We start from the raw sequence: 26,286 nt of genomic DNA, 5'->3' as shown, positions 1-26,286 counted from the left end.
GAACTTACTCCTCGTTCAGGCCAAATTCTTTATCGAGCGTATTCATTCTCCAAGCATAGAAGAAGATTAAAACGATAAAGGTTAAAATGGACCCCTGTTGTGCGAACCAGAAGCCAAGATCGGTACCGCCTACACTGATGCCAGCCAGTAGAGGTCGAAATAAAATCCCCCCGCCGTATGACACCAAAGCCCAGACGATGAGGCAACCTACGATCAGGCGAAGATTCGCTGACCAATATGCTGCAGCATTGCTATCGTGCTCAGTCATAAATACACTCCTTTCCTTTGTTATTTTTATCTTGCAAAGTTAATCTAGCAGTAGTTAACACAAGTTAAAGCCCGACTTTAGTCGAAGCCGGTGCGTGGCTAATTGACTTGTGCCTTGTGTTAGGCCAAAAGTACAGCATAAGAAAAACAACAGGAGAGCGCCGTGGCCGCTTGGGTAGTTGCCGTATTGGCATTGGTATATGTTGGTGGTTTGTTCCTCATTGCCAACTGGGGCGAGCGTCACGCTGACGATAAACTAATACGAAAGTATGGGGGGCTGATTTATAGTTTGGCCCTGGCGGTTTACTGTACCTCCTGGACATATTACGGTGCCGTAGGCACGGCGGTGACGCAGGGGTGGGACTACATACCTATTTATCTTGGGCCGGTACTGCTGTTTGTATTTGCGCAACCCTTTTTGTTTAAGTTGCTTTATGTATCTAAAAAACAAAACGTTACCTCAGTTGCAGACTTTATTTCTTCCCGTTATGGCAAGCGCAAAAACATTGCCCTACGGGCCTCATTAATTTGTTTAGTAGTGGTTGTACCCTATATTTCGCTGCAGCTCAAAGCGGTATCCAGTTCCTACCAGGTTTTACTGGGAGGCGATTTTACTGATGAAGCGTCTAATTGGTGGCAGGATAGTGCGTTTTTAAGCACTGTTGCGATGGCATTTTTTGCCATTTTATTTGGTACTCGTAAGTTACACCTTACTGAACAAAGCCGTGGCGTGATGGTCGCCATAGCGTTTGAGTCGGTTGTTAAACTTTTTGCGTTGTTAACACTTGGGTTAGCCGTTTATGTTTTTGTGCTGGGTGAAAGTAGCGATATTTTTTCGCGTTTTGCCAGTCACGCCATGGCGCAGCAACAAAATAGTGAATTTGATGTACTTGAGTTTATAACCAAAACCGTATTAGCCATGGTAGCGGTATTTTTACTGCCAAGGCAGTTTCATGTGGCCTTTGTTGAAAATGTATCGCATCACCATTTACGGCACGCCAGACGCTGGTTTTCGCTGTATTTGTTTTTGGTCACGATTGTGGTTATTCCTATTGCGATTGGCGGTATGCAGCTTTTTCCGCAAGCACTTAACTCTGCTGACAGTTTTGTCTTGTTGATCCCCGCACAGTCGGGTTGGAACACCTTAAGCGTATTAGTTTTTATTGGTGGGTTTTCTGCTGCCACTTCGATGATTATTATCGCGACACTGGCACTCTCAACTATGATCAGTAATGACGTAATTATGCCTAGTTTATTGCGCAGCAGTAAAAAACAAGGCTTACCACATGACTACAGCCTGCTGATATTGCTGGTGCGCCGTAGCATGATTATTCTGGTAATGGCACTGTCATACTTGTATTACAGGGTGTTTGCCCGTAACTATGAACTGGCCGAAACCGGCCTGTTAGCCTTTGCCTTGGTGATCCAGCTGGCGCCTGCCGTAATAGGCGGTTTGTATTGGCGTCGTGGTAATGCCTGGGGCGTTTATCTGGGCATGTGCATTGGTTTTGTGTTGTGGTTTTATACCTTGATGTTACCGCAGCTGGTCAGCACAGGCGCCATTGACAGTGACATTATGCAAACCGGTTTATTTGGTTGGTCGATACTGGTGCCGACAGCGCTGTTTGGCACTGAACTGGATAGTTTGAGCCATGGTGTGTTGTTTTCGTTAGGGTTTAACCTGCTGTTTTATATTATCGGCTCGTTAGCGACACAAGTGAATTTGCAAGATCGGTTACAGGCGGTGGCTTTTGTAAAACCCAATTTGCCGGTTAACCATCAGGATACGCCCGCCAGAAGAATACGTATTCGTAATACCGATTTAAAAATTTTGCTCGAGCGTTTTGTCGGTGCTAATCGTGCTGCAGAATGTTTACAAGAGTATGGCCGTCGCCAGCAGGTTGGCTTGCAGCTGGATGACTTTCCCAGTGTTGGCTTGGTTGAGCATGTTGAAAGAGAACTGGCGGGGGTAATTGGTGCATCGTCAGCCTCAGCGATGGTGAATGCTGTGCTAGAAGGCCGCCAACTGGCGTTTGAAGACGTTGTTACCTTATTTGATGATACAACACAGGCCATTCAGTTCTCGCGTAAAATTTTGTTTTCAACCTTAGAGCATTTAAGCCAGGGCGTCAGTGTTGTAGACCGTGATCTTAATCTGGTAGCGTGGAATCGCTCTTATCTAGACATGTTTGATTACCCGGAAGCGATGGTACGTGTTGGCCGGCCAATAGCCGACATTGTGCGTTTTAACGCGGAGCGTGGCTTATGCGGGCCGGGTACGGCTGATGAGCATGTCGAAAAACGCATTGGCCATATGCAAAATGGTACTGCGCATGTATTCCAGCGGGTTAGGCCGGATGGTAAGGTGATTGAAATGCGCGGAAACCCGATACCAGGTGGTGGTTTTGTTACCAGTTTTACCGATATATCTGATCACGTTAAAGCGGTACAGGGGCTGGCAGAGGCTAAGCAGCACCTGGAAGAGCGGGTTCACGAGCGCACCCAAACCATATCTGAGATTAATCATGAATTACTATCTGAAGTAAAACGGCGTCGAGAAACCGAACAACAACTTTTACAAGCAAAAGCGGAAGCCGAAGTGGCGAATGCGTCAAAAACACGCTTTCTGGCACTGGCCAGCCATGATATTTTGCAGCCATTGAATGCTGCACGCTTGTTTACAGCAGCCCTGGCGGGCAGTAAAGATGCCCAGCAGCAGCAACATATCGTGGGGCAGTTGGATAACTCCCTAAAAGCCTCAGAAGAACTTATTTCGACCTTACTGCAGATTGCTAAGCTTGATGATGGCAAGCTAACCCCGGATGTGCAAACCGTAGCGTTAAAAGAGCTGTTGTCGCAACTTGCAGATGAGTATAGCTTGCTAGCAAAACAAAAAGGTTTAGAACTTATTGTGCGCAAGGCGGATTATCAGGTGCAGACCGACCCGACATATTTACGGCGGATTTTACAAAATATGTTGTCAAACGCCATAAAATATACCAAACAGGGACGTATTTTAGTGGGCGGGCGTAAACGTGGTGACCAGTTACTGATCCAGGTATGGGATAGCGGGCCTGGCATAGCCGAACCTGATTTACTACGCATATTTGAAGACTTTTATCGCATTGACGCCACAGCCAAAGGCCAGCAAGGGGTAGGGCTGGGGCTCGGAGTGGTTAATCGTATGGCAAAATTGCTGGGACATACACTTAAGGTGGCGTCCTGGCCAGGCAAAGGCAGCATGTTCAGTATTCAGTTACCTTTGGTCGCGACTAAAGCTCGCACAGAGCTGCCACTGCCAAATAGTGCTATACAGCGCCCGGTACAGGGGTTGTCTGTGGTGTGTGTGGACGATGACGAGGCAAACTTGTCGGCGCTGTCAATACTGCTTCAGCAATGGCAAATTGAAAATGTCGCCTGTTTTTATGATGAGGACAGTTTGTTGGAATACGCACGAAGCCATCCGGCACCGGATGCATTGTTAATAGATTATCAATTGGGCCAGCATTTGGACGGCTTGCAGCTTTATGCTCGTATCAAACTAATTTGGGGTAATGTAAACGGTATCTTAGTATCGGCTTCACCCGAGGCGGGCTTAGCGCTAAAAGCAAAGCAGCATGGACTGATGTTTTTGGCTAAACCTATTAAATCCGCGGCGCTCAGAGCCAGTTTAAATCATTTAAAAATGCTCAAGCGCGCGGGTAGTGCCGAATAATATGTTTAAATACCCAGTTCTGGTGTTAATGCAGCAGTATTGATTGCTAGTGCTGCGCCATTGCTTTATTAACAGGTGGTTCCAGTGTTAAACGCTGTGCTTGAATAACCACTTGAGTGCGGTTGGTGACACCCAGTTTCCGAAATATGGCCGTAATATGCGCTTTAACGGTGGCTTCAGAAATATGTAAATCGTAGGCTATTTGTTTATTTAGCCAGCCTTCGGTTAGGTAGTACAAAACTTTATATTGTTGATGCGTCAGCTGTGCCACCTTAGCGGCTAAATCTAAATCATCCTCAGCTTCGGCATTATGGTGATCTAGCACCTGTTTTTTCAGTGCTGCGGGTACCCAGAGTTCGCCATCCATAACGGCATTAAGCGCCGCGCTGATATCCGATGGGTTTGCTGACTTTGGCACATACGCCGACGCGCCAAATGCCATAACACGACGAATAACGTCCAGCTCTTCACTGGCAGATATAACGACTATAGGTAAGCTGGGAAAGTTTTTTCGTAATTGTATTAAGCCTAAAAATCCGCAGTTGCCGGGCATATGCAAGTCTAATAACAGTAAATCCGTATCAGGGTGTTGCTCAAGGGCAGTACAGGTGCTGTCAAAGCTATCTGTTTCAATGGTTGCTTTGGTAGCAAAAGTGCTGCTGATGGCATTTATCAGCGCATTGCGAAACAATGGGTGGTCGTCTGCGACGATCAGTTTTGCCATCTTGTCCTCCGGCGAAGGGAATTGTAATTATTATGTCATTTATAAACAAAAGGCCGCTATATGCGGCCTTTATACTGCGTCTCGTAGAGCGCTGTGTCAAGCGTACACTTTTAGTTTGCTTACTTACGATTCAAACGGTTATTTACCAGTGTTTCTACAACAGAGGGATCGGCCAGAGTAGAAATGTCGCCTAATTGATCATGCTCGTTAGCTGCAATTTTACGTAATATACGTCGCATAATTTTACCTGAACGTGTTTTAGGCAGGCCGGTTGGCGCCCATTGGATCAAATCCGGAGCGGCAATAGGGGATATTTCTTCCCGTACCCAGTCACGTAGGGCTTTGGTCAGCTCTGCGCTGGGTTCAACACCCACTCTTGGCGTAACGTAAACGTAGATCCCCTGGCCTTTAATATCATGTGGATAGCCAACCACCGCTGCTTCTGCCACAGCATCATGTGCTACCAGGCAGCTTTCAATTTCAGCAGTGCCTAAACGGTGACCAGAAATATTCAATACATCATCAACCCGGCCGGTTAACCAGTAATAGCCATCAGCATCACGTTTGGCGCCATCACCGGTAAAGTACATGCCTGGATAAGTACTGAAATAAGTTTGCTCAAAGCGCTCGTGATCACCATATACGGTTCGCATTTGTCCTGGCCAGCTGTCTTTAATCACCAGGTTGCCTTCGCATTCGCCGTTTAATTCGTTACCTTCGTTATCTACAATGGCGGGCTTAACCCCAAAGAAAGGCCGTGTTGCCGAGCCTGGTTTTAATGCGGTACAGCCTGGCAATGGGGTGATGAGAATGCCTCCGGTTTCTGTTTGCCACCAGGTATCGACAATAGGGCAGTTGCCTTTACCAAATTTCTCGTGATACCAGCTCCAGGCCTCAGGATTTATAGGTTCACCCACACTACCCAGAGTTTGCAACGAAGACAAACTGCATCCGTCAACCGGTGCATCGCCGTGCGCCATTAAGGCTCTTATAGCCGTTGGCGCTGTGTAAAGGATATTCACTTTATACTTGTCAACTATCTGTGCCATGCGTTTAACGCTGGGGTAATTAGGCACCCCTTCAAATAAAACACTGGAAGCACCGTTTGCTAGTGGCCCATATACGATATACGTATGACCGGTTACCCAGCCTATATCTGCGGCGCACCAGTAAATGTCACCTTCGTGGTAGTCAAATACATACTGATGTGTCATCGATGCCCACACCATATAGCCACCGGTAGTATGTAACACGCCTTTGGGTTTACCCGTAGAACCGGATGTGTATAAAATAAACAGCGGATCTTCTGCTTTCATAGGCTCTGCAGGACAGTCACTGCTTTGCTTACTCAATAAGTCGTGATACCAGACATCTCTGCCATCCTTACCGGCATTCATATCAACATTTTTGCCAACATGCTTGACTACAATCACATGTTGTACCGGTGAGTTATCCCCCAAATGCGCCAACGCCATGTCTGTGTTGTCTTTCAGGTTTGTTACCCGGCTGCCACGTAAGGACTGATCAGCTGTGATAACCAGCTTGGAGTCACAATCAACAATTCGACTACCTAAAGCATCCGGAGAAAATCCGGCAAAAACTACCGAATGCACGGCACCAATGCGAGCACAGGCGAGTAATGCGACGGTGGCTTCGGGGATCATCGGTAGATAAATGGTTACTTTGTCGCCTTTGGTAACATCCAAGGCTTTCATGCCATTGGCTAACTGACATACTTGTTGATGAAGCTGAGCGTAGGTTAGTGATTTTTGCACATCAGGTGAGTCACCTTCCCAAAAATACGCCACTTGATCTGCCCGTTCGGGCAAATGACGGTCAAGGCAGTTATAACTGGCATTTAATACACCATCGTTAAACCAGTTAATATTTACTTTACCGCTGACGAAACTGGTTTGTTTTACGTTAGTGAATGGGGTAAACCAGTGTAGCCGTTTGCCATGTTCGGCCCAGAAACTATCAGGTGAACTTACCGACTGCTGATACATTTGCATATATTGCTCGTTGGTTAGATGCGAACGCTGTGCTGCGCTGGCCGGAACCGGATAGACTGATTGATGTGACATAACTTCCCCTAAACTAAACTTAAAATTTTAATACTGCCTTTCTATACAAGCCGCAAGGCAATTGGAATTAGACCTTAGTCTAGCGAATAATTCAGTGTGTTGCCCCGCCTTAATAAACATACTTACGCGGGTTGTTATGGATAGCAGCGGTGGCTTATTTGCGACTAAAGGCTAATTGCGCAGATTACAAGCGTGAACCAAAGTTGAAACGCAAAAAAATTACCATTAAAAGAACAAAGATGGAGAGACGGCGAATGAAAAAAATAACAACATTATCTTATCTCGCAGCCTGTATTGTTATGGCAACAGGCAGTGCCCAGGCGACAGGCTTTAACATTGGCGATACTGACGTAACCTTTGGTGGCTATGTCAAGCTGGATGCAATGTACACTGATAGTTCAGATGGTCAAATAGCAACCGGCATTGGCCGTGACTTTTACATTCCCAGCCTGACACCGGTTGGTGGAGCAGACGAAGGTGGTACCTTTGACTTTCACGCACGTCAATCCCGTTTCTTCTTTAAAACCAGTACTAAGCTAGAAAACGGTAAAACCATTGGTGGTCATATTGAGTTAGATTTTATGGCGACAGCAGGTGGTGACGAACGTATTACAAATAGTTATTCACCACGCTTACGTCAGGCTTTCATTACGTATGATGGTTGGTTATTTGGACAGTCATGGTCCACTTTTATGGATCTTAATGCGTTGCCAGATACATTAGATTTTATCGGTAATACTGATGCAATGCCCTTTGCCCGCCAGGCTCAAATTCGCTACACAAGTGGCAATTTTCAAGTGGCCATTGAAAACCCTGAAACAACAGTTACTCCTTTTGGTGGTGGTGCCCGCATTACTACCGACGACAATGCTATGCCTGATTTAGTATTTAAATACGGCCAAAAAGCAGATTGGGGGACCTGGTCTGTGTCAGCATTAGTACGACAGTTAGCATATGAAACAGCTACTATAGATACGACGACATCAGCCTTTGGCGTAAGCGCAACAGCGAAAATTCTACTTGGCAATAATGATGACATTCGTCTGACCGCAACAACCGGCTCTGGTGTGGGGCGTTATATTGGTTTAAATGCGGTTAATGGTGCAGTGCTCGATGCACAGAATGAATTAGAAGCCATTGATTCTACCGCTTTTGCAGTAGCGTATAAGCATAACTGGAACAGCCAATGGCGTAGTAGTTTAGTTTATTCCATGCTGAGTGTTGATAATGATACCGCGCTTACAGGAAGCTCTGTAACAAAAACCACCAGTAGCTGGACGACAAACTTACTTTACCAAGCGGCGAAGAAGTTGATGTTTGGTGTTGAATATAAGTTCGCTAACCGCGAGGTTGAAACCGGCTTAGATGGCGATATGAACCGCATTCAGTTCAGTGCTAAATACGATTTTTAGTCTGAGTTAGATAAACCTTTTACATAAATACGATTATTTCAGTTAGTACATAATAAAAAAGCCAGACACTGTCTGGCTTTTTTAACTTCCTAAAGCAGATTATTCACTGGCTTTAGGTTTAGTCATTGGTGCTGATACTGCTTGACGAGCAAAGGCTGAACCCGCCGGACGCTCAGAACTAGCAACAACCGGACGCTCTGTTGCAGGCATCGCAACCGATGCAGCAGGCGCTGTGTCAGCATTCTCTACCGTTTCGGGTTTAGTCATCGTAGCAACAACCATCTGTGCATAACGACTGCCAGCTGGTTTAGCACTTGCCTGAGCTTTGGCAACAGCTTCAACTTTAACTGCAGGTGCGCTTACTGTAGGGGCACTTGTTTCTTCAGCTGCAACTGGCGCTGGTACTGCTGGTTTTTCAGCAACAACGGGTTCTGCTTCAACTTTAATTACAGCTTCAGTTGGCTTTACTGATTCCGCAGTCGCTACCACAGCTTTATCAGCTGTTTTTACCACTACTTCAGCTGCATCAGCGGCAGTGACGTTAGTTTCTACGCTGACAATGGGTGCAGACTCATCAGCGTCAGTAGCTTCTGTTACGGCTTTATCTACTTTTTTCACAGCAGGCTTACGACGGCTGCGACTTTTCGGCTTGTCTGTAAGCTCTGCTTCTGTGGGCTTAGCATCAATGGTTTCTGAGGCCTCAACTGGCTGAACGTCATTAGATACTGTTTCTTTTGCAACAACTTTTGGTGCAGGAACCTTATCTGCTTGCTGCTCAGTAGCTTCAACCGCAGTTGGCTCAGTGCTGGTGACTGTTACTTTTTCGCTTGTTTCTGCGCTTGCAGTATCAGTGCTCTGTGCCGTTTCATCGGCTTGGTCATGATCTTTTTTACGTTTTTGACCCGCAGCGCGAAGGTGACGTGGTGACCGGCGATTACGGCTACGAGGCTCAGTACCATCCTGCTCGTCTGTTGTCTCTGTTGCTGCACTTGAATTACTATCAGCAATATCCGCCGTATCCGCAACCGCAGTTTCAGTTACAACTTTCTTTGCAACAACGGGTTCCGCAGCAGTTAAAGGCGCAGCTGTAGTCTCTGGTTGTGCTGGTGCTGGTGCTGGCGTGGTAATTTCTGCTATTGGTGCTGCAGGCGCTACGGCTTCAGAAATTACAGGCATTGCCGTTGTTTCAACGGTTGCAGTTACAGGCTTGTCCATACGTACAGATTTGCGCATATTGCGACGCTGACGGCGTTCTGTTACACGTTGTGGCGCAGTATCATCGTCGTGATCTTTTGCCACAGGTGCACGCTCTACAGGCTTCTTCGCTTCATGTGCTGGGCGAGGAGTGCGCGGCTCTTGTGCTGGGCGCGGCTGACGTTCAGGCTTTGTTTGTACTGTTTCATCTTTTTGAACGTTTGCTACCTTATCTTCGTTTTCGTTACGACGACGCGGCTTATTGCGACGACGGCTGTTATCGCGATTTTCGCGATTGCCGTCACGGCTTGTTTCACGACTACCAGAGCGCGTGCCTGAACGCTCACCTTGTTTAATTGAGGGTTTGGCCGTCGCATTTTCTTCTGCCGGAGCAAATAACTTACCAAACCAATTACCAATAGCGGCAAATAAGCCAGGGCTTTGTTCGGTTACCGGTTCCGGTTTGGCGGCGGGACGAGGTGCACTGCTATCTGCAATATTTATGGCAGAAATGGCCGGCTTTTCTTTAACAGCATCCGATGTCGGTTGATATAAACTACGTGTTAGCTCTGGGGCTTTCACCATATTGTAGCTAGCGTCGTCAATTTCTTCGTCTATACGAATGCGGATAACTTCATGATTAGGCGTTTCCAAATGCTCGTTTGGAATAACGAATACACGGATACCTTGACGCTTTTCGATACGACGCACGGCTTCACGTTTTTCGTTCATCAGATAGGTTGCAACCGACACGGGTACCTGAGCATGTATTTGACTGGTATTGTCTTTGATCGATTCTTCTTCAATTAAACGCAGAATTGATAATGCTGAAGACTCTGTACTACGAATCGTGCCACGACCATGACAACGAGGACAAACATGTGTCGCCGAGTCACCTAAAGATGGGCGTAAACGTTGGCGCGACATTTCCAGCAAGCCAAAGCGTGAAATACGGCCAATTTGCACCCGGGCACGGTCATGTTTGACGGCATCTTTTAAACGATTTTCTACTTCGCGTTGATGGCGAACAGGTGTCATGTCGATAAAATCGATGACAATTAAACCGCCTAAGTCACGCAGGCGTAACTGACGGGCGATTTCGTCGGCAGCTTCTAAATTGGTATTAAAGGCGGTTTCTTCAATATCGCCACCTTTGGTAGATTTAGATGAGTTGATATCAATAGCGGTTAAGGCTTCAGTGCTGTCTATAACGATAGAACCGCCTGAGGGTAAACGCACTTCGCGACGAAACGCAGATTCAATTTGAGTTTCAATCTGGAAATGCATAAACAGCGGTACTTCGCCCTGATACAGCTTAACGCGATGTGCAAAATCTGGGCGGAACTGCTGAATATATATCTTGGCTTCTTCGAAAACCCGTGGATTGTCGATTAATATTTCACCAACGTCACGGCGTAGGTAATCTCGGATCGCTCGGAATACAACATTGCTTTCCTGGTGAATTAAGAACGGAGATGAGCGTTTTTGTGCTTCTTCAGTAATGGCTGACCAGTGTTTTAATAATGCCTTTAAATCGTAGTCTAATTCTTCAAACGATTTACCAACACCCGCTGTACGGACAATTAAACCCATACCATCAGGCATTTGTAATTGGCCTAAAGAGTCTTTTAATTCTTGACGTTCGTCGCCTTCGATACGGCGTGAAATACCGCCAGCACGCGGATTATTTGGCATTAAAACCAAATAAGAACCCGCCAGGCTGATAAAAGTGGTTAACGCTGCACCTTTTTGACCGCGTTCTTCTTTATCAATCTGGATAATAACTTCCTGGCCTTCTTTTACCACTTCTTTGATATTAGGTCGACCGTCGAAGCTGTAGCCAGAAGGGAAGTACTCGCGGGAAATTTCTTTTAACGGTAAAAATCCATGACGGTCAGCGCCGTAGTCGACAAAAGCCGCTTCCAGGCTGGGTTCAACCCGAGTGATTTTACCTTTGTAAATGTTGGCTTTTTTTTGTTCGTGGCCAGGGCTTTCAATATCCAGGTCATACAGTTTCTGGCCATCAACCAGTGCTACGCGGATTTCTTCTTCCTGCGTGGCGTTAATTAACATTCTTTTCATTATTAGTGACTCACATTTTGCAGCCACAACGCAACCCAACGGGCATATGCGTGTTCAGACGTAATCAAACACTAATGGGTGCAGTCTCACGACTGGAATGTCTGAATGAAATCAAATTGTCACAATACGGGCTAGCGGCCTCTGTACCATGTATGCTGTTTTCGTTTTTGGATCTGAAACACACCGCTTTGCAGCGCTGCGTTATAGCAATATCTTTTATTGCTCTGGTTGACCGGAATTCATGTTTTGCCGTTGTTGATAATAAATTACGCAACATTATCTCAGGCAAATGGCGATTGGTTTACGTTAGGGGTATAAAAAACGTTGGTTTTCACCACGATTTCGGTATGATCACTCCCCCAAGCGCTGCCGCACAAATTCTCTTACGTCACTTTGAGCGCCCTAATTGCCATTTTTGGCATAATTAGCGGGATGATTATCCCACTAATAAGCAGCCGATAGCAACTGAAATCTAATATTAGCAGAGTATTCAAAACCCATGACTGATGAAATCAAGTTACCTGTGCAAATAATTGAAATAGAACCTGATTTTATTGGTCAGCGGATAGACAATTTTCTGCTGGCGCGGCTCAAAGGTGTACCAAAAAGTGTTATTTATCGGGTTTTGCGAAAGGGAGAGGTGCGAGTAAACAAAAAACGCATCAAACCTGAATATAAGTTACAGCACTCTGACGTTGTGCGTATTCCTCCTTTAACTGTTGCCGCTGCTGGCGAACCTATTTCGGTTAAGCTTTCAATGGTCAAGAATCTGGAACAGCACATACTGTTTGAAGATAACGACTTGATTGTACTTAACAAACCTTCAGGCATGGCAGTGCATGGCGGTAGTGGTTTGCAGTTTGGTGTGATAGAAGCATTAAGAGCGCTCAGGCCTTTGGCTAAGCATTTAGAATTAGTTCATCGATTAGACCGTGACACCTCTGGGTGCTTAATGATTGCGAAAAAACGATCGGTGCTGACACATTTGCACGAGCAGTTGCGTAATAAAACGGTAGAGAAAAAATACTGGGCATTGGTAGCAGGTGACTGGGATAATAAAGTGCGTAAAGTTACTGAACCGCTTAAAAAGAATACTCTACAATCCGGAGAGCGGGTTGTTAGGGTAGACGAAGCAGAAGGCAAGCCGTCAGAAACACGCTTCCGTATATTGCAGCGATATCAGCAAGGCACATTAGTTGAAGCCTTTCCGGTAACTGGCCGTACTCACCAAATCCGCGTTCATACTGCGTGTAAAGGTCATGCTATTGCTTGTGATGACAAATATGGTGACAACACCTTTACCGCCCAGATGCAGCAAATAGGTTTAAACAGGTTGTTCTTGCACGCAAAAACGTTAAGTTTTATGCACCCTAATACGGAAACAACCATGCGGATAGAAGCGCCTTTAGACCCGGTGTTAGAGCAAGCACTTGCCAAATTAACGAGAAAATAGCGCGATGCAGAATGATGTACAAGAACAGGTATCTTTGGTGGTATTTGACTGGGACGGTACGGTAATGGATTCTATTGGCCGTATTGTGTCATCTATGCAAGCTGCGGCTAAACAGACGAATTTAGTTGTGCCCAGTGCGTTTGCGGTAAAGCAGATTATTGGCTTAAGCCTTGACCCGGCATTTGATGTGTTGTTTCCGGGCATTGGGAATACGCAACGTCAGCAATTGTTTGATTATTATCGTGATTATTATGTTATGCATGACACCACACCCACGCCGCTGTTTGCCGGTGTTGAGCAGGTATTGCAGCAACTAAAAGCCCAAAATATCAAATTGGCGGTTGCCACGGGCAAGGCGCGCAGAGGGTTAGTGCGTATGTTTGATGAGACTGGACTGGAGAAATACTTTGATACCAGTCGCTGTGCTGATGAAGCGCAATCTAAGCCGCATCCAGATATGTTGCAACAAATTTTGCTGGAGTTGGATATTAAAGCACAGCATGCAGTGATGGTGGGCGATACCAGCCACGATATGAAAATGGCACAGGCAATAGCTATGCCGCGAGTAGGTGTTACTCATGGAGTGCATGACCGCGACGTATTAAGTCAGTATGCACCTAAGGCCATTATCGATTCTATCCCTCAATTGCTGCAGGTGCTTTAACTCTGCAATACATTATTTGAGTAGCACATTAACATCTTCATTCAGTAACAACTGATTTAGCTTTATAAGCGGCAAACCAACCAGGCTATTGGGGTCATCGCCGCTTAATCTGTTAAATAGACTAATGCCTAAGCCTTCGCTTTTAAAGCTGCCGGCACAATCAAGAGGTTGCTCTTTCTCGATATACGCTTTTATTTCAGCGTCAGATAAGTCTCTGAAACAGACATTAAATGGCTCAACAATAACTTGAGCATTTCCACTTTGTGCATTTACCAGGGCTAAGCCGGTTAAAAAGGTTACGCTTTGACCACTAAAACGCGTTAGCTGTGCTACAGCATTGCCAACGCTGTGTGGTTTGCCGATAATATCGCAATTAAATACGGCGACCTGATCTGAACCAATAACAAGCCCTTCAGACAATCCTTGGGCAACAGCCTGTGCTTTTGCCAGTGCTAAACGTTTTACCAGCTGCTCAGCGTTTTCACCGATTAGCGGGGTTTCGTCGACGTCAGGTTTTAGTGTGTTAAATTCTGGGATGAGTTTGGCTAAAAGTTGTTGGCGATACACCGAGGTCGATGCCAGATATATCGTTGGATAAGAACGCGTGGCCATTGTTAAATCACCTTAAAATTCAAAAGTGTGACGCACTATAAACAGAATGGAAAAAATGCGCGAGAAAAACGACAAAAATCTGCCAGAACCCTTTGACAGCAAGGGGGCGCTTCTATATGATGCGCGCCTTATGCAAAAAGTAAAAATGCCCGTTACTATAGATCCGGTTAAAGCAGCGCAAAAACGCTCTGATTACGAAGGTTTTGTACCACTCGTAACCTTAACCCGGTTAACTGACAGTCTGCTTAACCCGCAGGGTGAAGTCGCGGTACGAGTTGAATGCGGTACTGACCAGCAAGGCCTAACTGTAATACAGGGTAGCGCTTCTTGCGAAGTGAGTGTAACCTGCGAACGTTGTGGCGAAGCCATGACAGTGTCGCTGGACTGCAATTTTGCATACACTCCGGTTAAACCGGATGATGACGCTGCTTTGGAGTTAATTCCTGAGCGTTACGACGTGATCGATAAAAACGAACACGGCGAAATAAATTTACGGCAGTTAGTGGAAGATGAGCTGATTCTGGCTTTACCTTTGTTCCCAATGCACGACGAAGCGGCTTGCGCCGTTAGTTCAGCATCGATGAGCTTTGGTGATATAGGCCCAGAACCGGAAAAACCCAATCCTTTCGCTGTACTGGCAGAATTAAAGAAAAAGTGAGTTTAGGAGAAATACCATGGCTGTTCAGCAAAACAAAAAATCACGTGCACGCCGCGACATGCGTCGTTCACACGATGCATTAACTGGCCCTACGCTGTCAGTTGATTCTACTACTGGTGAAACGCACCGTCGTCACCATATTACTGCCGATGGTTACTACAAAGGCCGTAAAGTAAAATAAGTCTGGATGCACTCTGTGCAGCCGCTAAAGCTAACCTTAGCTTTAGACATGATGGGGGGCGATCACGGCCCCCATTCTAGTATTCCAGCCGCTTTGGCTGCGATCTGCGAATTCCCTGATCTCCATTTAATATTATGCGGTGACGAAGCGCTGCTTACCGAGCAGTTGAAGCTTCATGGCGTATTTCCTCATCCTCAGTTAACTTTGCGTCATAGCTGCCAGGTTGTTTCCATGGCTGAAAAACCTGCGGTAGCACTGCGTTCTAAGCGTGACTCATCTATGCGTGCGGCGTTGGATCTAGTGGATAAAGGTGACGTACAAGCTTGTGTTAGCGCTGGCAATACCGGTGCACTTATCGCTATGGCGCATTTTGTCTTGAAAATGTTAAATGGTGTTGACCGTCCTGCACTGATCAGTGCCTTACCTGCCATTGAAGGCAACCCGGTTTATATGCTGGATTTAGGTGCAACGGTTAATTGTGACGCCGACACCTTATTTCAGTTTGCCGTTATGGGTTCGGTGATGGCCGAAGAGGTTATCGGTATTAGTAAGCCTAAAGTTGCGCTGCTGAATGTCGGTGAAGAAGAAATTAAAGGCTCCGATCAGATAAAGCGTGCGGCGATGCTATTAGCTGATTGCGCAGAAATTAATTACATTGGCTATATCGAAGGGAATGACATTTTTACAGGCAAAGCTGATGTCATCGTTTGTGATGGTTTTGTGGGAAATGTTGCGTTAAAAACCTGTGAAGGTGTAGCAAAACTCATTCTGCGACGTTTTGAATCCAGTATTAAAGAGCGGGCCACTGCGCAATTAATAGGCTGGCTAATCAAACCTTTTATAAAAAACCTTTATCAGGGCGTGAACCCCGACCACTATAACGGCGCAAGTCTGATAGGATTGCGCGGAATTGTAGTGAAAAGTCATGGAAATGCGACTAAAGAGGCATTTCTCAGTGCCATCCGGCAAGCAGTACGCGAAGTTGAACGTCAGGTTCCCGCAAAAATTAAAGACCGGTTGGAACACGTATTAATTGATAAAGCGTAGGTCCTCATGTATTCACGCATTATAGGTACCGGGAGTTATTTCCCGTCGCAAGTTCGCAGTAACGCCGATTTAGAATCTATGGTTGAAACCACCGATGAATGGATTATAGAACGTACAGGAATTAAAGAGCGTCGTATTATCGCTGACAACGAAAGTGTTGCAACGATGGGCGCGCAGGCTGCATTGAAAGCTATAGAAGCCTCAGGTATTGATAAAAATAGCATCGATATGATTATTTGTGCTACAACCAGCGGCTCGCGCTCCTTACCTAGTTCTGCCTGTGAGATACAGCGTGAACTGGAAATTCCAGCCATTCCAGCATTTGACATTGCCGCCGCCTGCGCGGGCTTTTGTTATGGACTCAGTGTTGCCGACCAGTATATTAAAACTGGTATTGCCAAACGAATTTTGGTGATTGGTTCAGATTGTTTATCTCGCTTAGTAAGCCCCGAAGATCGCAGTATGGTGATTTTATTCGGTGATGCTGCTGGTGCTGTACTCATTGAAGCATCAGAACAACCGGGTATTTTATCAACCCATATTCATGCCGACGGCAAATATTCTGAATTACTTTACGTTGATAACCCAATACGCGGTAATGAGCAATCTGTTCATCAGTCATGGGGTTCAATGAAAGGCAATGACGTATTTAAAGTTGCCGTAACTAAACTGTCTGAAGTCGTTGAGCAAACGCTGGCGGCAAACAATATGAATAAATCTGATATTGATTGGCTGGTACCACATCAGGCAAATTTACGAATTATTTCGGCGGTGGCGCGTAAGCTCGATATGTCAATGGAACAAGTGGTCATTAATTTAGACCGCTATGGTAATACTTCTGCAGCCACAGTCCCAACCGCGCTGGACGAAGCTATTCGTGATGGCCGGATAAAACGTGGTCAGACATTACTTCTCGAAGCCTTTGGTGGTGGTTTTGCCTGGGCTTCTGCGCTGGTTCGCTATTAATTACATTACCGTCAGTTCGGATAAATGTTTAGCATAAGTTAATTTTAGGACACAATAATGACGACATTAGCAATAGTATTTCCGGGACAGGGCTCTCAGTCAGTCGGAATGCTGGCTGAGTTACATCAGCAATTTGATATCGTTAAAGATACATTTACAGAAGCGTCTGAGGCGCTTGGCTATGATTTATGGGAGTTAGTTGCTAATGGCCCTGAGGCCAGTTTAAACGAAACTCACCGTACTCAGCCTGCATTGTTAACGGCATCTGTTGCTGTTTGGCGTTTATGGCAACAACGCCATGGTACTGCACCAGCGTATTTTGCCGGTCACTCCTTAGGTGAATACTCGGCGTTAGTCTGTGCTGGGGTGATATCCTTGGCTGATGCCGTAATGCTGGTTGAAAAACGTGGGCATTACATGCAACAAGCTGTTCCTGCAGGTGTTGGTGCCATGTCAGCGATTATTGGTTTGGATGATGCGGCTATTGCGAAAGCCTGTATTGAAGCTGCACTAGGTGAAGTGGTATCGCCGGTGAATTATAACTCGCCAGGTCAGGTCGTTATTGCTGGCCATAAAGCAGCTGTTGAACGCGCAGGTGAACTGTGTAAAGCCGCCGGAGCTAAGCGCGCCTTACCTTTACCTGTTAGTGTGCCATCACACTGCGCCTTAATGCGTCCTGCTGCGGAAAAATTAGCTGCTGATCTGGCGGCACTTCAGTTTAACAATGCTGTCATACCGGTAGTGAATAATGTTGATGTTGCAATTGAGACTGATGCATCGGCAATAAAAGAGGCTCTGATACGGCAGTTACACAGTCCGGTTCGCTGGACAGAAACAATTGAATGGTTAGCTGCACAAGGCGTTACACAAGTACTTGAACTTGGCGCAGGTAAAGTATTAAGTGGACTAATAAAGCGGATCGACAAAAACGTCACCGTTGCTTCAATTGGCGATGTTGCATCACTTCACGCCGCACTGGCTGCAGAATAAGGGTTGAGCATGACGAATTTTATTTCACTGGATGGCAAGGTTGCATTAGTTACTGGTGCAAGTCGCGGTATTGGCCGAGCAATTGCTGAACAACTTGCTGCGCTGGGCGCAAAGGTTGTTGGTACAGCAACCTCAGAAAAAGGTGCTGATGCCATTAGCAGTTATTTAGGTGACAAAGGTTGTGGTCTGGTGTTAAATGTCGGTGACACTGAATCAATTGAGCAGTGTTTAGCCCAGATTAAAAACCAGTTTGGCGATATTGATATTTTGGTTAATAATGCTGGCATTACGCGTGATAATTTATTAATGCGGATGAAAGATGACGAGTGGTTTGACATAATGCAAACCAACCTGACATCGGTGTTTCGCCTTAGTAAAGCCGTAATGCGCAGTATGATGAAAAAACGTTTTGGTCGCATTATTAGTATTGGTTCAGTGGTAGGCTCTATGGGCAATGCGGGGCAAACTAATTATGCTGCAGCAAAAGCCGGCGTTTTGGGTTTTACTAAATCACTGGCAAAAGAAGTGGCATCACGTGGTATTACCGTCAATGCTATAGCGCCAGGTTTTATTGATACTGACATGACAAAAGAGTTGTCAGATGAACAAAAAGAAGCGATTTTCGGCCAAGTGCCAGCTAATCGTTTAGGCCAGCCAGAAGAAATTGCGGCAACGGTAGCGTTTTTGGCGTCTACCCATGCAGCTTACATTACCGGTGAAACGATTCACGTAAACGGCGGTATGTATATGGTGTAAGCTGGGGATAAATAAGCAGGTTTGACCAGCATAAAATGCTGTTTTGATTACTTGCAACCCTGAAAGCTTACGCATAAACTAGCGCAACACAAAATTGCACGAATTGTTGCGATTTATATGAGAAAAAGGAAGAAAAGATGAGCAACATCGAAGATCGCGTTAAGAAAATCATTATTGAGCAACTGGGCGTTAAAGAAGACGAAGTAAAAAATGAAGCGTCTTTTGTTGATGATTTAGGTGCGGATTCACTTGACACTGTTGAGCTGGTAATGGCACTGGAAGAAGAGTTTGATACTGAAATTCCAGACGAAGAAGCTGAAAAAATTACGACTGTTCAGTCTGCTATTGATTACATCAAAGCACACGCAGAGTAAGCACACGCAGAGTAAGCTCACTGCTTGCAGAACGGGTAGCTAGGCTACCCGTTTTCGTTTTACGATAGAAGTATTTTCCATGGCGGAGGGTGTTGTGGCAAAACGTCGTGTTGTAGTTACCGGTTTAGGCATGCTTACGCCGCTGGGTAATGATGTAGCCTCAAGCTGGCAAGGTTTACAGCAGGGTAAAAGTGGTATTTCACTGATCGAACACTTCGATACCAGTGCTTACACTACCAAATTTGCTGGATTGGTCAAAAATTTTGATGTGGAACCATTTTTTTCAGCTAAAGAGGCGAAAAAAATGGATCTGTTTATTCAATATGGCGTCGCTGCCGGTATTCAGGCATTTAGAGATTCAGGCATCGAAGTTACTGAGCAAAATGCACCACGTATAGGAGCTGCTATTGGTTCTGGTATTGGTGGCTTAGGCTTAATTGAAGAAAACCACACCAAGCTGATAAACAGTGGACCTAAGCGGCTATCACCGTTTTTCGTACCATCTACCATCATTAATATGATTGCCGGCCAATTGTCTATTATTCTGGGCCTGCAAGGGCCAAATATAAGTATCGTTACAGCTTGTACCACAGGCGTGCACAATATTGGTCATGCTGCGCGGATGATTAGTTACGGCGATGCAGACGTAATGGTGGCTGGTGGTGCAGAGAAAGCGTCAACCCCGTTGGGTATGGGAGGCTTTGGTGCTGCCCGTGCCTTGTCTACCCGCAATGAATCGCCACAACAAGCCAGTCGGCCATGGGATAAAGACCGCGATGGTTTTGTACTTGGCGATGGTGCTGGTGTCATGGTGTTGGAAGAATATGAACACGCCAAGGCTCGCGGTGCAAAAATTTATGCCGAACTGGTTGGCTTTGGTATGAGTGGTGATGCTTATCACATGACGTCACCGCCAGAAAACGGTGCCGGTGCTGCAGCTTCGATGCGTAATGCGTTAAACGATGCCCAGATTAATGCAGAGCAAGTGGCTTATATTAACGCGCATGGTACTTCTACACCCGCCGGTGATATAGCTGAAACAATGGCGATTAAATCGGTATTTGCCAGCAATGTAGACAAAGTGATGGTGAGTTCGTCTAAATCGATGATTGGCCATTTACTTGGTGCTGCCGGTTCGGTTGAGTCCATTATCACGGTATTGTCATTGCATGATAACGTTGTTACGCCAACCATTAACCTGGACAACCCTGATGTGGGCTGTAATTTAGACTATGTACCGTTTGAATCTCGTCAGGTTAAGATGGATTACGCTCTTTGTAACTCGTTTGGCTTTGGTGGTACTAACGGTTCTATCCTGTTTAAACGGGTATAGCTAACTGTTTTAGTAGATATATTCTGCTGTTCTTTAAACAAAGGCTGCCCAAGTGCAGCCTTTGTTTTATCTGCATTTTAAGGCATACTGCCGCCAACTCTTATTATCCGGAAACAGGTGTGCAAGCGGTTATACATCCACAGGATCGCAGCTTTAATTACGGTGATGGTATCTTCACCACGATACAAGTACGTGATGGAAAACTCATGTTGTGGGAGCTGCATTTGCAGCGTTTACAATTTGGTGCATCCCGCTTGGGTTTTGGCGATATTGACTGGCCACAGCTGCAATTTCAGGCAGAGGCCGCCATCAGTAGTGCTCAGCAGGTTGTTAAAGTACTCATTTCACGTGGTGAGGGAGGGCGGGGCTATGCTTGTCAGGGCATCGACAGTCCCAGGGTTTATATCAGTAGCAGCGCTCTACCAGATTACAGCGGTTTGCAGCGTAACGGTTTGATTCTACGTACTGCTTCATTGCAACTTGCTGTACAGCCCATGTTAGCTGGATTAAAGCATAATAACCGGTTAGAGCAGGTATTGTTAAAGCAGGAATTGGCGCAATCTGATGCAGATGAGCTTTTGGTATTGGATCAGCTTGGGTATGTTACAGAAGCGACGGCGGCAAATATCTTCTTTTACAAAGATAATCAGTGGCATAGCCCAACGCTGTCACGCGCTGGGGTAAACGGTGTTATGCGTCAGCATATTATGCAGCAAATTAATGTCACAGAAGTCGACTGGAAACATAATGTACTGTCGTCAGTTGAAGCCATGTTTATTTGTAACGCGTTAATGGGCATAGTGCCAATACGCCAATTTGAATGTCAAACGTTATCGTTGTTGCCCGTTCAGCAATTGCAGCAGGTTGTATGCTAAAACCATTAAAAATTTTCGTACTATTGGCATTGTTATTGGGGGCGGGTTATTACGCCACAGTACGCTACGTTCAGCAAATTCCTTTGTTGTTGCCTACTCAATTGTATCCTGTCGTTGCGGGGAGTTCAGCTGCTTTGTTATGCAAACAATGGCAACAGCAGCAACTGCTAAGCTCAGAGCAATGTTTGTTGTTGAAAGTGTATCTGAAATTACACCCTGCAGAGGCCTTTGTGCAACAAGGTGTATACCGTATTAGTACCGAGCAGACTTTACTACAGGTACTGGCATTATTTCGAAGTGGTAAAGAGGCGCAGTTTTCACTAACATTTATTGAAGGTGAAACCTTGGCACAAAGTTTAAATCGGTTAAATCAGGCTGAATATTTACAACACGATATTCAAGCCGCGCATCAGGTTCTGCAGTTGTTGCAATGGCCCGCTGAATGGGGGCCTTCACCAACAAATGCTGAAGCACTACTTTACCCCGATACCTACTATTACACCGCGAACAGTAAAGCCAGTGAACTGGTAATCCGTGCACAAAACGCATTACTTACTGAATTAGAACAAGCCTGGCTGCAACGCCAGGGCGATTTACCGCTTTACAATCGGTATCAGTTACTGGTGTTAGCATCTATTATTGAGAAAGAAAGCAGTTATCCCCCAGAGAAAAATGTTGTGGCGTCGGTTTTTATTAACCGGTTACATAAGAATATGCGATTGCAAACCGATCCTACCGTGATATATGGCTTGGAAAACTTCAACGGCAATATTACTCGGGCCGATCTGGCAAATCCACATCTTTATAATACTTATCGCCATCGTGGTTTGCCGCCGGGTCCCATCAGTTTAGTGGGGCGTGCATCTTTGCAGGCTGCAGCGCAACCAGCGCAGACAGATCTATACTATTTTGTCTCCAAGGGAGATGGCACACATCAGTTTTCATCTACGCTAGAGCAACATAACAACGCAGTGAAAAAGTATATTTTAGGATCAAAACAATGAGTGCAAAGTCTAAATTTATTGTGGTTGAAGGCCTGGAAGGAGCCGGAAAAAGCACTGCCATAGCGCATGTTAAACAGTTTTTACTTCAATTGGGCCATGATATTGTTTGCACGCGTGAGCCTGGCGGTACGCCTTTAGCGGAAAGTTTACGTGGCTTAGTAAAGCAGGTGCAAACTGACGAAATTATTGCACCGCAAACCGAGTTGTTGCTGATGTATGCTGCACGCATGCAATTGGTTCTGAACGTGATTAAACCAGCATTAGCCAGTGGAAAATGGGTGCTGGCAGACAGGCATGACATGTCATCAAGAGCCTATCAGGGCGGTGGGCGTCAGCTGGATGAGCATTTTATTAATCAACTTCGCGTTGCAGTTCTGGGCGATTTAAAGCCAAATCTTACTTTGTATCTGGATATTGACCCTGCTATAGGTTTAGAGCGAGCTCGTGTTCGGGGTGAATTAGATCGCATAGAACAAGAGCAACTGACGTTTTTTCAGCGTACCCGCGAGAAATATTTGTATATCGCCCGTTCAGAGCCCAATGTTGTGGTTATAGATGCAAGTCAATCAATCGAGCAAGTTGAAAAAAGTCTTACCCTAGCCCTGCAGCAAGCATTAGGAGCGTAACATGGCACCCTGGTTAGTGCCGTACCAACAACAATTGCGTCAGTTGTTAGCTAATAAGCAGTTGGCACACGGCATTTTGTTTACCGGGCCTAGTGGGATAGGCAAGCAGATGTTGGCTAATTGGTTGACCGATGCGTTATTATGTACAGCCACAGTTGTACCTTGCGGTCAGTGCAAAAGTTGTTTGTTGCGGGGCGCTGGAAGCCACTCAGACCTGCTTATAGTTGATTGTTCCTGCACTAGCATCGGGGTTGACGCTATCCGTCAACTGAGCCAGTTTATGTATGGCCGCGCACAGCACCAGCCTCATAAAGTTGTATTACTGGCTGAAGCCGATAAACTTACCGAAGCGGCGGCAAACGCACTGCTAAAAACATTGGAAGAACCGCCGCAAGATAGCTTCTTACTTTTATGTAGCGCCAATGCCAAAAGTTTACCTGCCACATTGCTAAGTCGTTGTCAGCAATGGGCTTTGCCGGCAGACTTCAGTGACGACGCTAAACACTGGTTGTCGCAACAAACAAACCGGCCGGTGCCCGATTTTTTACTTACATACACCGCAGGTGGGCCGTTAAAAGCATTACAACTATTAGAGTCTGGTGAAGCCGACCAACTACAGGTTACTATTATTAGTCTGTCGCAGTTTTTCAGTCATCAGCTGTCATTAAACGATTGTGTCAAACAGTTGGATAGTATTAGCGGGCTTACTCAAATTTTTGGTTGGTATTTACGCCAACAGTTGTTACCCGCTTTAATAGCGCAGCAATCACAGCGAATACTGGCAATTCATCAGTTATATAGCCGCTGGTGCCGTGACGACGCTCAAATTTTAGGGCAAAATAAGCAGCTGGCACTTAGTGCATTTTTAACAGAGTTAAAACGGCTGCAAGGTTAAAAGGGATCCGTGATGGAAGAGCTAACCATAGGCTTTAATGATTTAAAAGATTTATATCGCAGTTATATGCCATTTTTAAAAAGTGGGGGCTTATTTGTAAGGACTCCCAGGCAATACAAAATGGGCCAGTCATTAGCGTTGAGTGTTACCTTACCTGATGCACTTGAAGCACAGGTTGTAACGGGGAAAGTGGCTTGGGTCACTCCCCATGGCTCACAAAGCTCAAGTCCAGCGGGAGTTGGCATCAGCTTTATTGATGATAAATCACAACTTGGCGCGCAAATAGAAAAGCTCCTAGGCGGCATGCTTAATGGTGCCGATCCGACACATACCATTTAAATTGAGAGTATTACGTTGTTTGTAGATTCGCATTGTCATCTGGACCGGTTAGAACTCGATAAATTAGGCTTAACGTTGCCACAAGTCATTGCACAAGCAAAGGCTAATCAGGTACAACACATGCTGTGTGTTTGTGTTAGCTTAGCCGAGTTTGAGCAAATGGCGCAGAGTGTTGCTTCGTTTTCTAACGTGTCTATATCATGCGGTGAGCATCCGTTACATCAGCAAGATAATGTTGATGTTGCGCTGTTGTTAGAGAAATGCAGTTTGCAGCAGGTCGTCGCAGTAGGTGAAACCGGGTTAGACTATTTTTACGCGCCAGAGGCTAAATTAAACCAGCAAGCGGCTTTTGTTAGCCACATACAGGTTGCTAATCAGGTTAAAAAACCACTTATTATTCATACCCGTGACGCGCGCTCTGACACTTTGGCATTAATGCGCAGTCATCAGGCTGAAAACTGCGGTGGGGTATTGCATTGTTTTACCGAAAGTATAGAAATGGCTAAAGCCGCACTAGACTTAGGCTTTTACATCTCTATTTCTGGCATTATGACATTTCGTAATGCGGCTGAGTTGCGAGACGTTGTTAAAAAGCTTCCACTTGATCGGCTATTAATAGAAACCGATTCTCCTTATTTGGCACCAGTGCCTTTTAGAGGTAAAACTAATCAGCCTGCTTATGTGACTGCCGTCGCTGATGCGATAGCTGAAGTAAAAGGAATCAGTGTTGATAAGCTGGCAGAAGTCACCACGGCTAATTTTTACAACTTGTTTAGCCATATTAAAAAAACTAATTAATTTCATAACCTTAGGTAAAAGTAGCCCGGAACCAATCCGCATTGTTCCGGGCCTAGGGGAATGGCTCATAGGGAATGAGCCGTGCGCTACTGTTTCAACTGCTGGGAGAGAATTCAACTAACTTACAATATGAGTTAAGGTAAGATTCAGTTTAGTTAACATGTAGATTTTTGCCCGTTATTATCAAGTGCCAGATGTTGATGATCTAAGAAACAAATTCTGTTTTTGCACCCAGCTTATCCTCAACTTATCCCCAGTTTTCCTCATCAAACAGGCAACATTACTGCGTTGCTCCTTTTTTAGGTGCACTATAGTCGCGAGCTTTATTTAATACACCAAGCTATTAGTAGAGCCTGTTTAATAATTAAAAAGTCTAAAAAAAGTTTACTGAAATCCAATCCGTTGTGACGAAGGGCACAAGTAATCCCACTATTACTGTAAAGATGATTACACACACTTTAGTCTAATTGTCGACAATGTTGACAGTATATCACTTGACTAAGTTAATAAAACGCTTTAAAACTGACTAATATTATTTTTATGTCGACAATCTATGCTAATTCAACATCCATCGCTTCGATTGCCAATTACTGCTGCTGATAGAGTACTTCTGGAAATTCAGCGTGCCATAGTCGCAGGTGAAATTACTGCAGGCAGTAAAATAAGTGAACCTGAGCTAGCAAAGCAATTTGATTTAAGTCGGGCGCCATTGCGCGAGGCCTTAGCCCGGTTGGAGCGCTGTCACCTCATTGAACGTATTCCTAATGCGGGTGCCCGGGTCGTGAAATTGTCGACAAAAGGGTTGTTATCGCTTTATCAATTAAGGGAAACGCTTGAAGGCTTAGCCTGCCGTTTGGCGGCTGAACATATGGCCGATAGTGAAATCGCCGAGTTACGTCAACTATTAGATCAACATTTATCAACGCAGCGCGTGCGTGAAGGGGAAAGCTATTATCAGGAAGCCGGTGATTTGGATTTTCATTACCGTGTCATTTTGGGTAGTAAAAATGATTATCTGATTAATATTTTATGTGACGAGTTGTATTACCTGGTTCGAATGTACCGGGTACAGTTGGGGATGAACGGACCGCGCGTTTCGCGGGCATTTGACGAACATAAAGCTATTCTTAATGCCATTGCTAACCGCGATGGTGAACTTGCCGATTTACTGATGCGCCGACATATCGCGGCATCACGGCGCAATATTGAAAAACAACTTGAACAAACGGGGAGCTAA

Annotated in this window: 24 protein-coding genes; 19 read left to right on the top strand and 5 right to left on the bottom strand. The window is 45.5% G+C overall.

The genetic code is table 11. The features are described 5' to 3' along the window. Window positions 1-4: 4 nt before the first annotated feature. The gene (locus H595_RS0104925) at window positions 5-268 is read right to left on the bottom strand and encodes a DUF4212 domain-containing protein (protein WP_027670199.1); all 264 of its coding nucleotides are present in this window, start codon (window positions 266-268) and stop codon (window positions 5-7) included. Between the two features lie 162 nt (window positions 269-430). On the opposite strand from H595_RS0104925, the gene H595_RS0104920 reads away from it, so the two are divergent. Then, complete coding sequence (locus H595_RS0104920) at window positions 431-3,982, top strand: PAS domain-containing hybrid sensor histidine kinase/response regulator (RefSeq protein WP_027670198.1); 3,552 nt, start codon at window positions 431-433, stop codon at window positions 3,980-3,982. Window positions 3,983-4,028: 46 nt separating this feature from the next. On the opposite strand, the gene H595_RS0104915 is transcribed toward H595_RS0104920, so the two are convergent. Both H595_RS0104915 and acs read right to left on the bottom strand, forming a co-directional pair. Next, window positions 4,029-4,706, bottom strand: coding sequence for a LuxR C-terminal-related transcriptional regulator (locus H595_RS0104915; RefSeq protein WP_027670197.1), 678 nt, complete (start codon window positions 4,704-4,706; stop codon window positions 4,029-4,031). 119 nt (window positions 4,707-4,825) lie between these two features. Then, window positions 4,826-6,790, bottom strand: coding sequence for an acetate--CoA ligase (gene acs, locus H595_RS0104910; RefSeq protein WP_027670196.1), 1,965 nt, complete (start codon window positions 6,788-6,790; stop codon window positions 4,826-4,828). 254 nt (window positions 6,791-7,044) lie between these two features. Between acs and H595_RS0104905 the strand changes: the two genes are divergently transcribed. Further along, entirely contained in the window at window positions 7,045-8,202 is a 1,158-nt protein-coding gene (locus H595_RS0104905) for a DcaP family trimeric outer membrane transporter (RefSeq protein WP_027670195.1), read from the top strand. Window positions 8,203-8,301: 99 nt separating this feature from the next. Here the strand turns inward: H595_RS0104905 and rne are convergent, their stop codons facing one another. Further along, the gene (gene rne / locus H595_RS0104900; RefSeq protein WP_027670194.1) at window positions 8,302-11,478 is read right to left on the bottom strand and encodes a ribonuclease E; all 3,177 of its coding nucleotides are present in this window, start codon (window positions 11,476-11,478) and stop codon (window positions 8,302-8,304) included. Window positions 11,479-11,977: 499 nt separating this feature from the next. Between rne and rluC the strand changes: the two genes are divergently transcribed. Further along, window positions 11,978-12,931 carry a 23S rRNA pseudouridine(955/2504/2580) synthase RluC gene (gene rluC, locus H595_RS0104890; RefSeq protein ID WP_027670192.1) on the top strand — a complete coding sequence of 318 codons (954 nt, stop codon included), beginning with the start codon at window positions 11,978-11,980 and terminating at the stop codon, window positions 12,929-12,931. 4 nt (window positions 12,932-12,935) lie between these two features. Then, on the top strand, window positions 12,936-13,595 hold the full coding sequence (locus tag H595_RS0104885) for an HAD family hydrolase (RefSeq protein WP_027670191.1): 660 nt from the start codon (window positions 12,936-12,938) through the stop codon (window positions 13,593-13,595). A 12-nt stretch (window positions 13,596-13,607) separates the two neighbouring features. Here H595_RS0104885 and H595_RS0104880 read toward each other — a convergent pair whose 3' ends face one another. Beyond that, window positions 13,608-14,207: a Maf family protein gene (locus H595_RS0104880; protein WP_027670190.1), complete on the bottom strand. Its 600-nt coding sequence runs from the start codon at window positions 14,205-14,207 to the stop codon at window positions 13,608-13,610. A gap of 55 nt (window positions 14,208-14,262) precedes the next feature. On the opposite strand from H595_RS0104880, the gene yceD reads away from it, so the two are divergent. The 15 genes from yceD to H595_RS0104805 all read left to right on the top strand — a co-directional run bounded on the left by yceD (window position 14,263) and on the right by H595_RS0104805 (window position 26,286). Continuing rightward, window positions 14,263-14,865: a 23S rRNA accumulation protein YceD gene (gene yceD / locus H595_RS0104875; protein ID WP_240474826.1), complete on the top strand. Its 603-nt coding sequence runs from the start codon at window positions 14,263-14,265 to the stop codon at window positions 14,863-14,865. Between the two features lie 16 nt (window positions 14,866-14,881). Then, on the top strand, window positions 14,882-15,046 hold the full coding sequence (gene rpmF / locus H595_RS0104870) for a 50S ribosomal protein L32 (protein ID WP_008223049.1): 165 nt from the start codon (window positions 14,882-14,884) through the stop codon (window positions 15,044-15,046). 6 nt (window positions 15,047-15,052) lie between these two features. Then, window positions 15,053-16,093 (top strand): phosphate acyltransferase PlsX, encoded by a 1,041-nt coding sequence (gene plsX / locus H595_RS0104865; protein ID WP_027670188.1) that lies wholly within the window; start codon window positions 15,053-15,055, stop codon window positions 16,091-16,093. 6 nt (window positions 16,094-16,099) lie between these two features. Further along, window positions 16,100-17,059, top strand: a complete 960-nt coding sequence (locus H595_RS0104860) for a beta-ketoacyl-ACP synthase III (protein WP_027670187.1) — start codon at window positions 16,100-16,102, stop codon at window positions 17,057-17,059. A 57-nt stretch (window positions 17,060-17,116) separates the two neighbouring features. After that, on the top strand, window positions 17,117-18,049 hold the full coding sequence (fabD, locus tag H595_RS0104855; RefSeq protein WP_027670186.1) for an ACP S-malonyltransferase: 933 nt from the start codon (window positions 17,117-17,119) through the stop codon (window positions 18,047-18,049). A gap of 9 nt (window positions 18,050-18,058) precedes the next feature. After that, on the top strand, window positions 18,059-18,805 hold the full coding sequence (gene fabG, locus H595_RS0104850) for a 3-oxoacyl-ACP reductase FabG (RefSeq protein ID WP_027670185.1): 747 nt from the start codon (window positions 18,059-18,061) through the stop codon (window positions 18,803-18,805). Between the two features lie 137 nt (window positions 18,806-18,942). Next, window positions 18,943-19,179, top strand: a complete 237-nt coding sequence (gene acpP, locus H595_RS0104845) for an acyl carrier protein (protein ID WP_027670184.1) — start codon at window positions 18,943-18,945, stop codon at window positions 19,177-19,179. 94 nt (window positions 19,180-19,273) lie between these two features. Continuing rightward, complete coding sequence (fabF, locus tag H595_RS0104840; RefSeq protein WP_027670183.1) at window positions 19,274-20,512, top strand: beta-ketoacyl-ACP synthase II; 1,239 nt, start codon at window positions 19,274-19,276, stop codon at window positions 20,510-20,512. Window positions 20,513-20,631: 119 nt separating this feature from the next. Further along, window positions 20,632-21,387 carry an aminodeoxychorismate lyase gene (gene pabC, locus H595_RS0104835; RefSeq protein WP_027670182.1) on the top strand — a complete coding sequence of 252 codons (756 nt, stop codon included), beginning with the start codon at window positions 20,632-20,634 and terminating at the stop codon, window positions 21,385-21,387. Continuing rightward, window positions 21,381-22,391, top strand: coding sequence for an endolytic transglycosylase MltG (mltG, locus tag H595_RS0104830; RefSeq protein ID WP_027670181.1), 1,011 nt, complete (start codon window positions 21,381-21,383; stop codon window positions 22,389-22,391). The genes pabC and mltG overlap by 7 nt, the downstream gene beginning before the upstream one ends. Then, a complete protein-coding gene (gene tmk, locus H595_RS0104825; RefSeq protein ID WP_027670180.1) occupies window positions 22,388-23,017 on the top strand; it encodes a dTMP kinase in 630 nt (209 codons plus the stop codon). Before mltG ends, tmk begins: the two co-directional genes overlap by 4 nt. Before the next feature lies 1 nt (window position 23,018). Continuing rightward, window positions 23,019-23,912 (top strand): DNA polymerase III subunit delta', encoded by an 894-nt coding sequence (holB, locus tag H595_RS0104820; protein WP_027670179.1) that lies wholly within the window; start codon window positions 23,019-23,021, stop codon window positions 23,910-23,912. 12 nt (window positions 23,913-23,924) lie between these two features. Further along, entirely contained in the window at window positions 23,925-24,251 is a 327-nt protein-coding gene (locus H595_RS0104815; RefSeq protein ID WP_027670178.1) for a PilZ domain-containing protein, read from the top strand. Between the two features lie 15 nt (window positions 24,252-24,266). Next, on the top strand, window positions 24,267-25,049 hold the full coding sequence (locus H595_RS0104810; RefSeq protein WP_027670177.1) for a TatD family hydrolase: 783 nt from the start codon (window positions 24,267-24,269) through the stop codon (window positions 25,047-25,049). A gap of 553 nt (window positions 25,050-25,602) precedes the next feature. Beyond that, complete coding sequence (locus H595_RS0104805) at window positions 25,603-26,286, top strand: GntR family transcriptional regulator (RefSeq protein WP_027670176.1); 684 nt, start codon at window positions 25,603-25,605, stop codon at window positions 26,284-26,286.

Origin of the sequence: Rheinheimera baltica DSM 14885, from assembly GCF_000425345.1 — a bacterium.
GTDB classification, from domain to species: Bacteria; Pseudomonadota; Gammaproteobacteria; order Enterobacterales; family Alteromonadaceae; genus Alishewanella; species Alishewanella baltica.
The sequence above is the reverse complement of the archived record's forward strand: the minus strand, read 5'-3'. Positions and strand labels throughout refer to the sequence as shown.

What these genes read in the sequence shown, in the direction of transcription:
- H595_RS0104925 (WP_027670199.1), bottom strand. Translation starts at nt 268, where the DNA reads ATGACTGAGCACGATAGCAATGCTGCAGCATATTGGTCAGCGAATCTT.
- H595_RS0104915 (WP_027670197.1), bottom strand. Translation starts at nt 4,706, where the DNA reads ATGGCAAAACTGATCGTCGCAGACGACCACCCATTGTTTCGCAATGCG.
- acs (WP_027670196.1), bottom strand. Translation starts at nt 6,790, where the DNA reads ATGTCACATCAATCAGTCTATCCGGTTCCGGCCAGCGCAGCACAGCGT.
- H595_RS0104905 (WP_027670195.1), top strand. Translation starts at nt 7,045, where the DNA reads ATGAAAAAAATAACAACATTATCTTATCTCGCAGCCTGTATTGTTATG.
- rne (WP_027670194.1), bottom strand. Translation starts at nt 11,478, where the DNA reads ATGAAAAGAATGTTAATTAACGCCACGCAGGAAGAAGAAATCCGCGTA.
- rluC (WP_027670192.1), top strand. Translation starts at nt 11,978, where the DNA reads ATGACTGATGAAATCAAGTTACCTGTGCAAATAATTGAAATAGAACCT.
- H595_RS0104885 (WP_027670191.1), top strand. Translation starts at nt 12,936, where the DNA reads ATGCAGAATGATGTACAAGAACAGGTATCTTTGGTGGTATTTGACTGG.
- H595_RS0104880 (WP_027670190.1), bottom strand. Translation starts at nt 14,207, where the DNA reads ATGGCCACGCGTTCTTATCCAACGATATATCTGGCATCGACCTCGGTG.
- yceD (WP_240474826.1), top strand. Translation starts at nt 14,263, where the DNA reads ATGCGCGAGAAAAACGACAAAAATCTGCCAGAACCCTTTGACAGCAAG.
- rpmF (WP_008223049.1), top strand. Translation starts at nt 14,882, where the DNA reads ATGGCTGTTCAGCAAAACAAAAAATCACGTGCACGCCGCGACATGCGT.
- plsX (WP_027670188.1), top strand. Translation starts at nt 15,053, where the DNA reads ATGCACTCTGTGCAGCCGCTAAAGCTAACCTTAGCTTTAGACATGATG.
- H595_RS0104860 (WP_027670187.1), top strand. Translation starts at nt 16,100, where the DNA reads ATGTATTCACGCATTATAGGTACCGGGAGTTATTTCCCGTCGCAAGTT.
- fabD (WP_027670186.1), top strand. Translation starts at nt 17,117, where the DNA reads ATGACGACATTAGCAATAGTATTTCCGGGACAGGGCTCTCAGTCAGTC.
- fabG (WP_027670185.1), top strand. Translation starts at nt 18,059, where the DNA reads ATGACGAATTTTATTTCACTGGATGGCAAGGTTGCATTAGTTACTGGT.
- acpP (WP_027670184.1), top strand. Translation starts at nt 18,943, where the DNA reads ATGAGCAACATCGAAGATCGCGTTAAGAAAATCATTATTGAGCAACTG.
- mltG (WP_027670181.1), top strand. Translation starts at nt 21,381, where the DNA reads ATGCTAAAACCATTAAAAATTTTCGTACTATTGGCATTGTTATTGGGG.
- tmk (WP_027670180.1), top strand. Translation starts at nt 22,388, where the DNA reads ATGAGTGCAAAGTCTAAATTTATTGTGGTTGAAGGCCTGGAAGGAGCC.
- holB (WP_027670179.1), top strand. Translation starts at nt 23,019, where the DNA reads ATGGCACCCTGGTTAGTGCCGTACCAACAACAATTGCGTCAGTTGTTA.
- H595_RS0104815 (WP_027670178.1), top strand. Translation starts at nt 23,925, where the DNA reads ATGGAAGAGCTAACCATAGGCTTTAATGATTTAAAAGATTTATATCGC.
- H595_RS0104805 (WP_027670176.1), top strand. Translation starts at nt 25,603, where the DNA reads ATGCTAATTCAACATCCATCGCTTCGATTGCCAATTACTGCTGCTGAT.